Origin of the sequence: Romboutsia sp. 1001713B170207_170306_H8, from assembly GCF_015550495.1 — a bacterium.
GTDB lineage: Bacteria > Bacillota > Clostridia > Peptostreptococcales > Peptostreptococcaceae > Romboutsia_E.
Genome location: NZ_JADNAX010000004.1, coordinates 55,949 through 70,152, shown reverse-complemented (window position 1 = coordinate 70,152; position 14,204 = coordinate 55,949). Strand labels below are relative to the sequence as shown.

Below are 14,204 nucleotides of genomic sequence, written 5' to 3'. Positions count from 1 at the left end.
AGTTTTGATGCACTCCCTAAAATCATATATGAAAAAGGAGTATTTTATGAAAAAGTATATATGCATAGATGTAGGTGGCACTTCAATAAAATATGGATTATTAAATGAAGATTTAAATTTTGTAACTACAGATGAAATGAATACAGAAGCTCAAAAGGGAGGGCAAAATATACTAAATAAAATTATAGAAATTGTAAATAAATACAATAGTTTTTATGATGATATAGATGGAGTTTGTATATCTACAGCAGGAATGGTTGATTGTGAAAAAGGAGAAATTATTTATGCTTCACCTATAATTCCTAACTATACAGGAATGAAGATTAAAGAAACTATAGAGAATAAGTTTAATATAAAATGTGAGGTAGAAAATGATGTAAACTGTGCAGCTCTTGCAGAACATTTTGCAGGAGGAGCAAAGGGAAGTAAAATAAGTGTATGCTTAACCATTGGAACTGGAATAGGTGGAGCAATTATAATTAATAATGAAGTTTATCATGGAGCATTTGGTAGTGGTGGAGAAGTAGGATATATGAATATGATGGGATCTACATTCCAAGAACTAGGTGCAAGTAGTGTTTTAGTGAAAAAAGTAGCTGAATTAAAAAATGTAAGTCATGAAACTATTAATGGCAAGTATATTTTTGAAAAAGCAAAAGAAGGAGATTTAGACTGTATAAACGCTATAGATGAGATGATTGAAGTATTAGGACAAGGAATAGCTAATATTTGTTATATAATAAATCCAGAAGTAGTAGTACTTGGTGGAGGAATAATGGGGCAAAAAGAATATTTATATGATAAAATAAGAGATAGTATAGATAGAAATTTAATTCCTTTTATAGCAAAGAAAACGAAATTAGAGTTTGCTGTAAATCAAAATAAAGCGGGGATGTTAGGTGCTTATTTTAATTTTATAAATATGCAAAAAAGAAAAGTTAAAGATGTAGTACCTTACTAAAGGAGAGGAAATCATTTATGAAGGAGTATCAAAAAAGCATAATACCTCATGTAGAATCATTATATGATAGCTTTACGCCATCTGAAAAGACTATTGCAGATTTTTTTATACGAAATACTGAAGAGGTTGATGTTTCATCAAAAAATTTATCCAAGAAGTTGTTTGTATCAGAAGCATCTATATCTAGGTTTGCAAAAAAGTGTGGATTTGATGGATATAGAGAATTTATTTTTGTATATAAGCAAAGTTTTGAGAAAAGTACTCCTAATATAACTACTAGTTACACTAAACAGGTTTTAAATACTTATGAAGAGCTTTTAAATAAAAGTTACACGTTAATAGATGAAAAACAGATGCAAAGAATTGTAGATATGATTTCTAATAAGAAAAGGATATATATTTATGGTCGAGGTAGTTCGGGTCTTGTTGCACAAGAGATGAAGTTAAGACTTATGAGATTAGGGGTAAATGTAGAAGCCATATCAGATAGTCATATAATGAAGATGAATTCTGTTTTAATGGATAATGAGTGTTTAGTAATAGGAATTAGTATTAGTGGTAATACGAAAGAGGTTATTAACTCTTTAAAAGAAGCACATAGAAGAGGTTCTAGTATAGTTTTAATAACTTCAAAGCAAGATGAAGAAATGGATAAATATTGTGATGAAATATTATATGTTGCAGTTAAGGAACATTTAGAGAATGGAAAGGCTATTTCACCTCAGTTTCCAGTTTTAGTTATAGTTGATATTTTTTATGCTCACTTCCTTCAAAGTGATAGGCTTAGAAAAGAGGAGCTTCATAGTAACACTCTTCATGCTCTTTATGAATAATTTAGTATAAATATAGATTTATAAGTATATATATTAAAATTTGAATTATAATTTTAATATATCAAATTAAAGGTGGTGAATTTTTATGGACATTGCATTAGATATATTTGTAATTATTGCAGATTTTGTTTTAACTTTATTTGCAGGTGATGATGTTCAAAAAGTTTCAAGATTTTTTAAGAGACAATGTTAATTTGATATAATAATTTAAAATTAGATTTTAATAAATAACTATATTTTAGAATTTAAAATATAATAAATTCTAAGGTATAGTTATTTTTATGCTATAAAGTTAAGTAAAGGATGTTAGAATATAATGATTTAATTTATTTAGTTAATAAGTCAAAAATAGAAAGTAAATATATAATTCATTTTGGAATATAGTGATAATATATTGGATGGTCTTAATAAGAAGTGCCTAGTTTATATTCTGTGATCATATGAAGTATAAGTATAGTTAACGTGAAACATAAATATACTTAAATAATGAATTAAAAATAACTATACCTTAGAATTAAGATAGTTTAAATTCTTAGGTACAGTTATTTCTTATATGATAAAATTATTTAATTTTTATTATTTTACTTTTTCATAATCATTAACAGACTCATAGTCATCTTCATTTAAAAGACTAGCAGCTTCTTTATCAAGTATCATTATAACATCATGATGAAGTAGTAATATAGAAGAAGGAACTTGTGGAGTTACTTGACCATGAACAGTATCATATATAGCCTTTGCTTTATTTTTTCCACTAGCTAAAAGTAATATCTTTTTACTTTTAAATATAGAACCTATTCCCATAGTAACAGCTTTTGTAGGAACTTCGTCTAAGCTATTAAAAAATCTAGCATTAGCTTCTCTTGTAGACTCATCTAAAGTTACAACATGAGTACCTTTATTAAAGTTTATAGTAGGCTCATTAAATCCTATATGAGCATTGTTTCCTATACCTAAAACTTGTATATCAATACCACCACTATTATTTATACTTTCATCATAAGAGATACATTCATTTTCAATATCACTTGCAAGTCCATCTGGTATATGAATATTTTCTCTAGGTATATTTACATGGTTAAAAAAGTTTTCATCCATAAAATAATGGTAGCTTTGATTATTATCAACCGGAAGTTTATAATATTCATCTAAGTTGAAAGTTTTTACTTTTGCAAAATCTATTAAACCTTCTTCGTACATTTTTATTAAGTTTTTATACATACCCACAGGAGTACTACCTGTAGCAAGACCTAGTATAGAATTAGGTTTTAATATAATTTGACTCCCTACTATTTGTGCTGCTTTTTTGCTTAATGATTCATAATTTTCACAAACTATTATTCTCATATTAAAATACCTCCCAATTTTGATAATTTATAAATATATTTATTGATTTAAATTATTAAAAATTATTTCCCCTTGTGAAATGCTCATATAGCAATTCATTTCTTCATCAAATAGAGCTATATCAGCATCTTTATTTATTTCTAAGCTTCCTTTTTTATCATCAATATTTATTGATTTAGCAGGATTAAGAGAAGCTAGATTAATTGCTTCATATATAGATATATCTGTATTCTTCATAAAGTTATAAACACCTTTATTCAAAGTTAAGACACTTCCTGCTAAATTACCAGAAGCAAGTCTTGCTGCATTATCTTTTACAAAAACATCTTGGCCACCTAAATCATACTTACCATCTGCCATACATCCAGCTCTCATAGAATCTGTAACTAAAACTAATTTATCTTTTCCTTTATTATCAATAACAAATTGATATAAATCAGGATTAACATGTATATTGTCACAAATCATCTCACAGTAAACATCAGTCGTAAGAGCTGCTCCAACTACACCCATCTCTCTATGATTTAAAGGAGTCATAGCATTAAATAAATGAGTTATATTAGAGGCACCATGAGATATAGAAGATTTAGCTTCATTATAAGTTGCATTAGTGTGAGCTAGAGATAAAACAATATCCGTTTTCTCTTTAACTTCTTTTGTAAAATTAAAATCTAAATCTATTTCAGGTGAATAAGAAATTACCTTAATAACATCTGTATAATTTTCTATAAAAGAGAAACTTGGAGATTGAATATATTTATTATTTTGAGCACCTTTATATTTATTATTTATAAAAGGTCCTTCAAGATGGGCACCAACTACCTGAGCACCATTATATTTTCTATTCATAAGTTTTCTTATGTTATCTAAAGCACTATAAATATCATCTTTATCCATAGTCATGGTAGTTGGTAAAAATGAAGTAACTCCTGTTTTCTTTATACTTTCTCCTATAATTTGAACAGCCCTATCATCTTTATCCATAGTATCGAAATTATTGCTACCATGAATATGAATATCTATAAGACCAGGAGAAACATAAAGACCATTTGCATCTATAATTTCTATATCTTTATCAACTTCATCACAAAAATCTACTATTTTTTCATCAAATAAAAGTATTTTGTCTTCTATAACTTTATCTTTTGTTATTATTTTTCCATTAATGATTGCTTTCATAATATTCCCCCTAATTTTTAATATTCATTAAGTATAATTTCGTATTGATGCTTACTTGTTATAAATAAAGAACTAGTATATTCTAGAACCTCATCTTTATCAGTAAAAACAACCCTGTCAATTTTTAATCCAAGAGTGGATAAGTCTACATTTAAAAGCTTTGATTCAGATTTATTTAACATAATAGGATTTATTACCTGTCTAGCTTGTTGAGTTTTATGCATGTACTTTTCTCTATATAGTTTATATAAAGAATTTTCCTCTACAAGAGACTTACTTAAGCCTGGACACATATACTTTGGAATATATATTTTTTCAAGTATAGTAGGCTCATCATCAACAAATCTGATTCTCTCTATTTGAAAAACTAAAAGGTTATCATCTTTTAGCTTTAAGTATTCATTAACTTTATTGCTAGGTTTTGATAATTCAAATTTTAAAATTTCATTTCTTACATTAAGATTATTATACTTTGCTATTTCTGTAAAACCTTGCATTCTTTCATAAGTAAGCTTTTGCTTCTTATAAGAAACAAAGGTGCCTTTGCCTTGGCGTCTTTCTAAAATTCCTTCGTTTACTAAATGCATAATTGCTTTATTAACAGTCATTCTGCTTATATCTTGAATTTTGCAAATATCCCTTTCAGACATTAAGTAATGTCCTTCTTGCAGTTCTTTATTATTAATCATTTCCTTTATTATTTCTGATAACTGAATATATAGAGGTATTTGCGAGTTTTTATCTACTAATTTCATATTTACCACCTTTATGGTATATACCAAATGGTATATACCAATTTTATAATTTAATTATATGATTAAAGTACTTAAAAATCAAGTTTATAAAAGAATATTTACATAAATTTATCTAAACTTGAATAAGAGTTAACAAAAATAAACTATTTATTAACTTAGCCTCCATTGTTAGAGGAATTTTATAAATGTATAATTTAAATACAAGCAAAGAAATATATTTAAGATATTAAAAAGGAGAAATTTATGGAATTATCTATTGGTGAGGTTATATATAAATTAAGAAAAGAAAGAGGAGTCACACAAGAAGTATTAGCAAAAGCTGTAGGTGTTTCAGTTGCGGCAGTTTCTAAATGGGAAAGTAAAAATTCCTATCCAGATATAACTATACTTCCTTCTATTGCTAGATACTTTAATACTACAATAGATAAACTTTTAAGTTATGAAATTGAAATCTCTAATGAAGAAGTTATGAATATAATGAAAGAATGTGCAAGTTTATTTGAAAAAAATAGTCCTGAGAATGCAATGAAAGTTTGTGAATCTTATATAAGACAATATCCAAACAGTATGTTTTTAAAATTTAGAGCAGGTTCTTTATATATGATGTCTATACCTAGTGCATCTAGTGAAGATGAAGCTGAAAATATGTTAAATAGAGCGATAGAATTGTTAGAAGTATCATCTCAAAGTGAAGAATTAGAAATTATCGAAACATCTAAATATATTTTAAGTTCACTATATACAATGAAAAATGAATTTGAAAAAGCTGAAGAAGTAATATTAAGTTTACCTAAAGTAAGTATGGATAGAGATGATATGTTAATTGGACTATACATTAATCAAGATAGAGTAGATGATGCAAAAGAAATTTTAAAGAATTTAACGTATAAAAGAGTAAATAGTGTATTAACTTGTTTAAATTATTACACAACTATATACTTAAAAGAAGATATATCTAAAGCAAAAGAAATTTTAGACATACAAGATAAAGTTATAAAAGTTTTTGGTTTAGATGATATATGTGGAATAGGTAATAACATGACAGCTTCTCATATACATGCTAAAGATAAGAACATGGAAAAGACATTAGAAGCTATTGAAAACATAATAGAAAGTGCAGGAGGGGATTATAATTTAGATAATCATATTTTATTTGATGGAGTAAAATTATTTGAGGGAATACATTCAAAAGAGTATATAGTTTTAAATCTAAAAAAACTTTTAGATGAAAGTATATATGATTTTATAAGAAATGAAGATAAGTACAAAGAAATACTAAGTAAGATAGACGAATTTGGTAAATAAAAGGGGAAATAAATGAAAGAAATTATAGAAGTCTTAATTGGCTTAACATGTGTGTTCTTTATTGGATTTTTAATATCACTATATAATAGCGTAAGGAAAAATAAAAAAATAAAAAAGAAAATAATTGAAAATTACGGTAAAAAAATAGATATAGATGAAGTTGATTTGAAATTTGAAAGTGTATCAAGTTATCACAAGAATAAAGTTAATGATAATATAGAAAGTAAAGATTATAACACAATTGATGATATAACATGGAATGATCTTAATATGAATGATGTATTTAAAAAAATAAATAATACACAAAGTACTGCTGGAGAAGAAGTTCTTTATGACATATTAAGAAGTTCAATTCATAATGAAGAAATTTTAAATAAGAGAGAAATATTAATATCATACTTTGTAAATAATCCAGATGATAGATTTAATATTCAATATACATTATCAAAATTAGGATACAGTAAAGAGTTATACACTTCTAATTGTTTATTCAATAATGGATATGATAACAAGAATAAATTATTAAGATATCAATTATTAGGAAAGTTACCCTTTGCTAGTTTGATTTTAATAATTATTAATCCTTATTTTATCTTCTTAACAATAGGATTTATTTGTTTAAATATTTATATTTCAATTAATGAAGGTAGAAAAAATTATAATACAGAAGGATTTACATATTTGATAAAGGTTTCTAATATTGCTATAAAAATTAAAAATCTAAATATAAAATTTGTAGATGAAAATTTAAATAATATAAACGAAGATTTAAAGAAGATTAAAAGAATAAGAAGAAAAAATATTGGAACAGATCCAAATTCTTTAGTTTCAGAATTAAATGTTTTTAGTGAATATACTAAGATGTTATTTTTATCAGAGCTTATAACTTATGAAAAAGTTAAGAAAAATATTGGTAAGAATAGAGAGTATCTTAAAAATATATTTGAATATGTAGGTACAATAGATGCATTAATTGGGGTTGCATCTTTTAGAGAAAGTTTAGATTATTTTACAATACCAAATTTGACTAAAAGAAAAAACTATATAGAATTTGAAGAAATGTATCATCCATTAATTCAAAATCCTGTAACTAATAGTGGAAGTTTTGAAAAAAGTGCATTGATAACTGGGTCAAATGCATCTGGAAAATCAACATTTATAAAATCAGTAGCCATAAATGCAATTCTTGCTCAAAGTATAAATATTTGTTGTGCAAAAGAATACAATGGGTCTTATTTTAAGATATATACATCAATGGCACTTAAGGATGATGTATTAAGTAAGGAGAGTTACTATATAGTAGAAATAAAATCATTAAAAAGAATCTTAGATTCAATAGATTATAATATACCTACCTTATGTTTTGTTGATGAGATTTTAAGAGGAACTAATACAATAGAGCGTATAGCATCTTCAAGTGAGGTTCTTAGTAGTTTAAGTGAAAATAACTGTACATGTTTTGCAGCAACTCATGATATAGAGCTTACCTATTTATTAGAGGATAAGTTTGATAATTATCATTTTGAAGAAAATATAACTGATAATGATATTAAATTTGATTATAAGTTATATAGTGGAAGAGCTCAAAGTAGGAATGCTATAAAGTTATTAGGATTTATGGGATATAGTGAGGATATAGTAAGTCGAGCTAAGGAAAGAGCAGAGATGTTTGTAGCAACAGGAATATGGTAACTATATTATTTTTATACTAAAAGGTGTATAAACTTATATTTATACACCTTTTAGTTTTGTTAAACTTATTTTTTACAACCTTTTTTAGGTTCTTTAATTCCTTTATAAACTTCATAAGCTCCTACTAAAAGCAAAAATCCACCAAATATTTTTCTTAGAATTTCAGAACTTAGATAATTAGCTAAAAAGGAACCAAATACAGCACCAATAACTCCAAAAACAGCTATAGGAGCTACTAAGCTAAATTCAACTTTTTTATTTTTTATATGTATTATAAGAGCAAAAATAGTCATAGGAATAGATGATAGTAAATTAACACTTTGTGCAATCTTGGGATTTATAGATGCAAATAAAACTAAAGCAGGTATTAAAATAGTTCCACCGCCCATACCCATACCACCTATAATTCCAGCGAAAAATCCGATTATACCAATTAACATACTAGAACACCATCCTTAAGGCTGCGATTATCATAACAATTCCAAAAGAAATTCGAAGAAATTTACCCGTAACCTTACATAATAATTTTGCACCAATAATACCACCTATAATACTTCCTATAGCTGCTTGTATAGTTAATTTTATATCGTAAGTACCTTTTGAAATATAAATTATAGAACTTGTAGTTGATAAAAATATTATTATAGCAAGAGCTGTTGCATGAGATTTATGTTCTTCAACTTTTAAGAAGTTATTTAAAATAGGAACTAAAAGAGTACCTCCTCCAGAACCAAAAACACCATTTATAAAACCAGTAAATAAACCGATTACTGTATTTTTTATATTAAAGTTAAAATATTTACTCTTTATAATTATCACCTTCCTTAAAATCTAGTTTGTACATAATTATTGAATTATATTTATATTGAAGTGGTAAAACTTAATATATAAATCTTTTTATAAAATAAATTGGAATACTAGATTATGGAAATCATTAAAAATTATGTGCTATAATTATTTCAGATGAAAAATAGGGAGGAATAATAACAATGGACGCAAGTTTAAAAACAGATATAGAGTTAAAAATAGAAAAAACTGTACAATGGCTTAGAGATAAAGTTGAAGAAGCTAATTGTAAAGGTTTAGCTGTAGGGGTTTCTGGAGGAATAGATTCTGCAGTTGTTTCTTATCTTATAAAAAAGGCTTTTCCAGATAATTCAATAGGGGTAATAATGGAGATAAAAAGTAATCCTCAAGATAAAAAAGATGCTTTAAAAGTTATAAATGGATGCGGGATAAAACATATTGAGCTTGATTTAACTGATGAGCAAGAATGTATATTAAACAAAGTAATGGGTCAACTAAAAGAAGTTGGGGTATACAATGAAAATAATCAAACAATATCAGATGCAAACTTAAGAGCTAGAGTTAGAATGAGTACTCTTTATACTGTAGCAAATAATTTAAACTATTTAGTTGTAGGAACTGATAATGCAGCTGAAGTTTATACAGGATACTTCACAAAATACGGAGATGGTGGAGTTGATTTAGTACCTATAGCAAATATAACTAAAGCAGAAGTTTATGAATGGGCAAAAGTATTAGGTGTTCATGAAGATATAATAAACAAAGCGCCATCAGCAGGACTTTGGGATGGACAAACTGATGAAAAAGAAATGGGAACTACATATAAAATGATAGATGCAGTTGTAGAAGGAAGATTAGATGAAGTTCCACAAAAAGACTTAGAGGTAATAGAAAGATTACATAGAATAAGTGCACATAAGAGAGCGGTTGCACCTGCACCACCTAAGTTCTAATTTACTAAAATAATTATTTGTGATAAAATTTATAGGTAAATTACAATTAAACTATTAAATTATACGGAATACATTAAGCTATATTTAATATATTCTATAAAATAAAGGAGTGGCATTATGGGACGTATAGGAAACATAATCAACAGAAAAGGTAAACAAGACGCTAAAAGAGCGAAGATATTCACTAAGCATGCTAGAGCAATAGCTGTTGCAGCTAAAGAAGGTGGACCAGATCCAGAATACAATGCAGCACTTAAAACTGCTATAGAAAAAGCTAAAGCTGATAACATGCCTAATGATAACTTAGAAAGAGCTATAGCAAAAGGAGCAGGCGGTGGAGCTAACGAAAACTTCGAAACTATAGTTTATGAAGGATATGGACCAGGAGGAGTTGCAGTTATAGTTGAAACTTTAACTGATAACAAAAACAGAACAGCTGGTAACGTAAGATACTACTTCGATAAGAACGGTGGTAACTTAGGAACAAGTGGATGTGTATCATTCATGTTCGATAACAAAGGACAAATATTAATAGAAGCTAACGATGATGTTACTGAAGATGAATTAATGGAAATAGCTTTAGAAGCTGGAGCGGAAGATTTCATAGCTGAAGAAGATGGATATGAAGTTGTAACTGCACCAGAAGATTTTGCAGCAGTTAGAGATGAATTAGCAGCTAAAGGATATGAATTCATATCTGCACAAGTTAAGTTAATACCTCAAACTACTACAGAATTAACTGATGAAACTCAATTAAAGAACATGAACAAGTTAGTTGATATGTTAGAAGATGATGACGATGTTCAAAATGTTTACCATAACTGGGAAATAGCTGAGTAATTTATAAAGATCAGTCATACCAATGGTTTGAAGGCGATATAATTGATGAATGATTGTGAAAATTACAATTGTTATGACAAATATTTGATATTTCGTATGAAAATATAATGAAATACATTTAGAGTGTTAAGATAAACAAAAACACCTCTAATTATGATGTATAGAGAAATCTATATTAAATAATTAGAGGTGTTTTTTGCGTATAGATAATGTTTATAAAGAATATATTTACGAAATTAAAATTAGAAATTATACGAATAGAACAATTAAGGGATATAAAAATAACCTAAATAAATTTTTTACTTATTGCTATAAAGAAGAATATTGATTAAATATTGCTAAAAAAGTTGAGTTTTTAAGGTAAAAAACTATAATAAGATATGTTATCGTGTACATAATAAGCTTCTTTATTTTTTTGTATTTATAAATCGTTTTTTAAAAAAAGAGCTTTTTGGGGCATTTAGCAACACAATGTGTGCAACGAACACAAATATTATGATCAATACTCCAATTTTTATCTTTTCTAGAAACAGTTATTGCGTTAACCGGACATGTTTTTTCGCATAAAGTACAATGAGTACATTTATTGCGGTTATATGATATTTGTCCTCTAGATTCAAATAATTTTCTTAATACCTTAAGTTGTGCTATTTTTCTTTTGAAATTTGAATATAAATAGATAAAGAAATCATATCTGAAATGGATGTTTTATTTGCAAAAGCTGAAGAAAGAAAAAATTTAGTTAACGAGAAAATTTTGAATCAAATAATTAAGAGAAATTGTGCTTTAAAGGATATTTCAATTACAGAATTTCATGTAATCTCATGTATTGGAAATGAAAAAGAAGTTAATGGAATTAAAATTTCTGAGAAAATAGGAATGACTAGAAGTGGTGTTTCTAAAGTTGTATCAAGTTTAATAAAAAAAGAACTTATTACATCCTATAAAGATGATGTAAATAAAAAGAAAATTTTCTATAAATTAACACCTTTAGGTGAAACGATTAATGAAATACACAATGATAAGCATGAAGAAAGAGATAGAGAACTTATCAATAGAGTTAATAAATATACTAAACAAGAGAAAGATATAATACTAAAGTTTATAATCGGAATTATTTCTATCCAATAATTATATGGGTTTGATATAAAGTATATTCCAATTTCTTTATTTTCATAGCATATACAATCCATATCTTTACGTAGATTATATGCCCTTCAAAAACTTCTACTCATAATGCTATATGGAATTCATTATCTCCTAAGTTATACGGTCTGTCCCAATCTCTAAGCCATATCAATTCTAATTCATGAGTGGTTTCACCATCTCCTAAATATACTAATATAAAACTTCCACCTTCGGCTACTTTTTTATTAGTTTCTTTTAATCCTAATGCTTTTTCATAAAATTCAAGACTCTTTCAAGATTTAACACATTAAAATTGTTATGACAAAATTTAAATTTCATTTGTATATCATCCAAATTTCTTCTTATTTTTAGATTATATATATCAATTAGTCAATGAAAATAAACATATTATATCTATAGGGACATTTATCCATTCTTATTCATTGCTAAAATAGGTATAAATTTATCTGATAATTTTTTAGATTTACTTAAAAGAGAAATGTAGATGATATCAAATACGGAACAAAAAATACCACAAACTAAAACAAGTGTATTATACTCTAATATTCCAAATAAAATAGTCGGAGCTAATGTTCCAATCCACTTAGCATAAGCTAGTACTAAAGATTGTCCATTCATATTTCCCCTTTTTATATACATATCTATAAACATTACTGACATAAGTAAATTTTGTAAAAAGGCAGAGTATTTTGCTCCCATTATAAATCCAAATTCTTTTATGAATACGTACTGTAAAGCAAAGCAACATATTATAACTAACATAGTCCATGCAGGGAAATACTTTTGATTTATTGATTTAGGAAACTCATTTTTACCATATTTAAAATAAGTAAATAATATAATTATATCTAGAATTACCCATGATGCATTAAAATATGCCTGAATTAAATTTAGACCCTCTAAAGGACCATGAGCAGCTAGAAATATATCCGAAAAACTATAAATAGCTTCCCATGCAAGGTTTAGCCCTAATGCGAATAAAGGCATTGCATATGTCTTTTCTTTAAAGCCTAATCTAATACATTCCTCATAAACAATAATCCAACCTATACCACTCAAAACAGTTAAAAATGTTTCCATTAAGTTCTACCTCCATAAATAACCAAAATATTGACATGTGTCTAAGTTATGCTATGATTATAAAAACAACATTTACACATGTCAATATTATTGAGATAAGTTAGACATTTAAGGAGGTTATGTCTATGTATAAAGGGAAGAATCCAACAGCATTGCAATCACAGGAAATGATTATTAAAGGGATGCTTTCTATAATGGAAACTAAATCATTTGAATCAATAACGATAAAAAGTATATGTGAATATGCGCTTGTATCACGACAAACATTTTATTCACTTTTTGATTCTAAAGAGGAGGTACTGGAACTTCATTTTGATAAAATGTTTAAATTATTTATAGAAAGATTCACTAGTAAAAATATTAATACGATAAGTGATATATGTTTTGAATTTATGACATATATCGAGGGCGATAAAGATTTTATTGAATTACTTGTCAATAATAATTTAACATATATAATGACAGTGAAATTTGAGCAATATCTTATTAAAATAGGACGGATATTAAATGATGATAATAAATATATGCATGAATATGCGATGGCATTTATGGCTGGTGCTTTAGTTGAAATTATAGCTAGATATATAAGAAATGGAGAGAATATAGAACCAGAGAATCTTGCATTTCTTATAGAAAAGATATTAAAGGGTGAATATTTTATAATTCGCTAGGATTATTTATTACTATTAACTCCTCCTTAAAATACATTTAAAATATTATAGTAAAAGTTATGATTTTTGAACAATATAAAAAGTGTCACTACTGTACCGTATAGATACTCTAGTAAGTGTTCAAAAAACGTAGGTATATTACAATACCGTCAAAACAAATTGCCAAATATAAAACTGAACAAAAATAAATAAAAATATAAAAATGTAAAAAACACTATCTATTATTTTTTAACTATGCTATAATAATATTTGTAGAGATACACAAATAATTTAAAAGAGACCTAGAAATAGGTTCACAGGAGTAATTTTTAATGAATAATGGAATAGTAAAATGGTTTAACAATGAAAAAGGATTTGGTTTCATATCAGTAGAAGGTGGAGATGATGTATTCGTACATTTTTCAGCTATACAAACTGATGGGTTTAAATCATTAGAAGAAGGTCAACAAGTAAACTTTAATATAGTTAAAGGTGCTAGAGGTCCTCAAGCAGAGAATGTAACTATATTATAATATATATATATGTTCGTGAAAAAGACACATTGCGTGTCTTTTTTTATGTTTAAATTTACAAAGGAGTTATAACTTAATTAAATATTATAACTTTTCAATTTATTTATTCTAGCTAGTCTA

16 protein-coding genes and 1 pseudogene are annotated in these 14,204 nt (G+C 26.5%); 9 read left to right on the top strand and 8 right to left on the bottom strand.

Annotated features, from left to right (window positions below):
* Positions 1–46 precede the first annotated feature (46 nt).
* Positions 47–961, top strand: coding sequence for an ROK family protein (locus I2A66_RS09790; RefSeq protein WP_147516417.1), 915 nt, complete (start codon positions 47–49; stop codon positions 959–961).
* A 17-nt stretch (positions 962–978) separates the two neighbouring features.
* Complete coding sequence (locus I2A66_RS09785) at positions 979–1,794, top strand: MurR/RpiR family transcriptional regulator (protein ID WP_122639218.1); 816 nt, start codon at positions 979–981, stop codon at positions 1,792–1,794.
* Positions 1,795–2,370: 576 nt separating this feature from the next.
* Here the strand turns inward: I2A66_RS09785 and nagB are convergent.
* Genes nagB through I2A66_RS09770 form a run of 3 tightly spaced genes read right to left on the bottom strand, consistent with a single transcriptional unit; the run spans position 2,371 to position 5,075 of the window.
* Complete coding sequence (nagB, locus tag I2A66_RS09780; protein WP_147516418.1) at positions 2,371–3,141, bottom strand: glucosamine-6-phosphate deaminase; 771 nt, start codon at positions 3,139–3,141, stop codon at positions 2,371–2,373.
* A gap of 39 nt (positions 3,142–3,180) precedes the next feature.
* A complete protein-coding gene (nagA, locus tag I2A66_RS09775) occupies positions 3,181–4,320 on the bottom strand; it encodes an N-acetylglucosamine-6-phosphate deacetylase (protein ID WP_122639216.1) in 1,140 nt (379 codons plus the stop codon).
* Between the two features lie 17 nt (positions 4,321–4,337).
* Positions 4,338–5,075 carry a GntR family transcriptional regulator gene (locus I2A66_RS09770; RefSeq protein ID WP_195251539.1) on the bottom strand — a complete coding sequence of 246 codons (738 nt, stop codon included), beginning with the start codon at positions 5,073–5,075 and terminating at the stop codon, positions 4,338–4,340.
* A gap of 243 nt (positions 5,076–5,318) precedes the next feature.
* Between I2A66_RS09770 and I2A66_RS09765 the strand changes: the two genes are divergently transcribed.
* The gene (locus tag I2A66_RS09765; RefSeq protein ID WP_195251537.1) at positions 5,319–6,380 is read left to right on the top strand and encodes a helix-turn-helix domain-containing protein; all 1,062 of its coding nucleotides are present in this window, start codon (positions 5,319–5,321) and stop codon (positions 6,378–6,380) included.
* 12 nt (positions 6,381–6,392) lie between these two features.
* A complete protein-coding gene (locus I2A66_RS09760) occupies positions 6,393–8,072 on the top strand; it encodes a MutS-related protein (protein ID WP_147516421.1) in 1,680 nt (559 codons plus the stop codon).
* Positions 8,073–8,137: 65 nt separating this feature from the next.
* On the opposite strand, the gene I2A66_RS09755 is transcribed toward I2A66_RS09760, so the two are convergent.
* Positions 8,138–8,512, bottom strand: a complete 375-nt coding sequence (locus tag I2A66_RS09755; RefSeq protein WP_122639212.1) for a sulfite exporter TauE/SafE family protein — start codon at positions 8,510–8,512, stop codon at positions 8,138–8,140.
* A gap of 1 nt (position 8,513) precedes the next feature.
* Entirely contained in the window at positions 8,514–8,891 is a 378-nt protein-coding gene (locus I2A66_RS09750; RefSeq protein WP_330566181.1) for a sulfite exporter TauE/SafE family protein, read from the bottom strand.
* Positions 8,892–9,061: 170 nt separating this feature from the next.
* Here I2A66_RS09750 and nadE point away from each other — a divergent pair, with 170 nt between their 5' ends.
* Both nadE and I2A66_RS09740 read left to right on the top strand, forming a co-directional pair.
* Positions 9,062–9,832 (top strand): NAD(+) synthase, encoded by a 771-nt coding sequence (nadE, locus tag I2A66_RS09745; protein WP_122639210.1) that lies wholly within the window; start codon positions 9,062–9,064, stop codon positions 9,830–9,832.
* A gap of 117 nt (positions 9,833–9,949) precedes the next feature.
* Positions 9,950–10,672, top strand: coding sequence for a YebC/PmpR family DNA-binding transcriptional regulator (locus I2A66_RS09740; RefSeq protein ID WP_122639209.1), 723 nt, complete (start codon positions 9,950–9,952; stop codon positions 10,670–10,672).
* Between the two features lie 435 nt (positions 10,673–11,107).
* On the opposite strand, the gene I2A66_RS17875 is transcribed toward I2A66_RS09740, so the two are convergent.
* The gene (locus I2A66_RS17875) at positions 11,108–11,275 is read right to left on the bottom strand and encodes a 4Fe-4S binding protein (RefSeq protein WP_442970891.1); all 168 of its coding nucleotides are present in this window, start codon (positions 11,273–11,275) and stop codon (positions 11,108–11,110) included.
* A gap of 96 nt (positions 11,276–11,371) precedes the next feature.
* On the opposite strand from I2A66_RS17875, the gene I2A66_RS09730 reads away from it, so the two are divergent.
* Positions 11,372–11,803 (top strand): MarR family transcriptional regulator, encoded by a 432-nt coding sequence (locus I2A66_RS09730; RefSeq protein WP_147516422.1) that lies wholly within the window; start codon positions 11,372–11,374, stop codon positions 11,801–11,803.
* Here I2A66_RS09730 and I2A66_RS17780 read toward each other — a convergent pair.
* Together I2A66_RS17780 and I2A66_RS09725 are read right to left on the bottom strand one after the other, a co-directional pair.
* Positions 11,782–12,139, bottom strand: a pseudogene (locus tag I2A66_RS17780) (VOC family protein); the annotation flags it as partial. The gene I2A66_RS09730 and the pseudogene I2A66_RS17780 overlap by 22 nt on opposite strands.
* A gap of 87 nt (positions 12,140–12,226) precedes the next feature.
* Positions 12,227–12,901, bottom strand: a complete 675-nt coding sequence (locus I2A66_RS09725; RefSeq protein ID WP_195251535.1) for a transmembrane-type terpene cyclase — start codon at positions 12,899–12,901, stop codon at positions 12,227–12,229.
* Between the two features lie 125 nt (positions 12,902–13,026).
* Between I2A66_RS09725 and I2A66_RS09720 the strand changes: the two genes are divergently transcribed.
* Together I2A66_RS09720 and I2A66_RS09715 are read left to right on the top strand one after the other, a co-directional pair.
* Positions 13,027–13,572 carry a TetR/AcrR family transcriptional regulator gene (locus tag I2A66_RS09720; RefSeq protein ID WP_164488996.1) on the top strand — a complete coding sequence of 182 codons (546 nt, stop codon included), beginning with the start codon at positions 13,027–13,029 and terminating at the stop codon, positions 13,570–13,572.
* Positions 13,573–13,883: 311 nt separating this feature from the next.
* A complete protein-coding gene (locus tag I2A66_RS09715) occupies positions 13,884–14,084 on the top strand; it encodes a cold-shock protein (RefSeq protein WP_122639205.1) in 201 nt (66 codons plus the stop codon).
* The last annotated feature ends 120 nt before the right edge of the window (positions 14,085–14,204 follow it).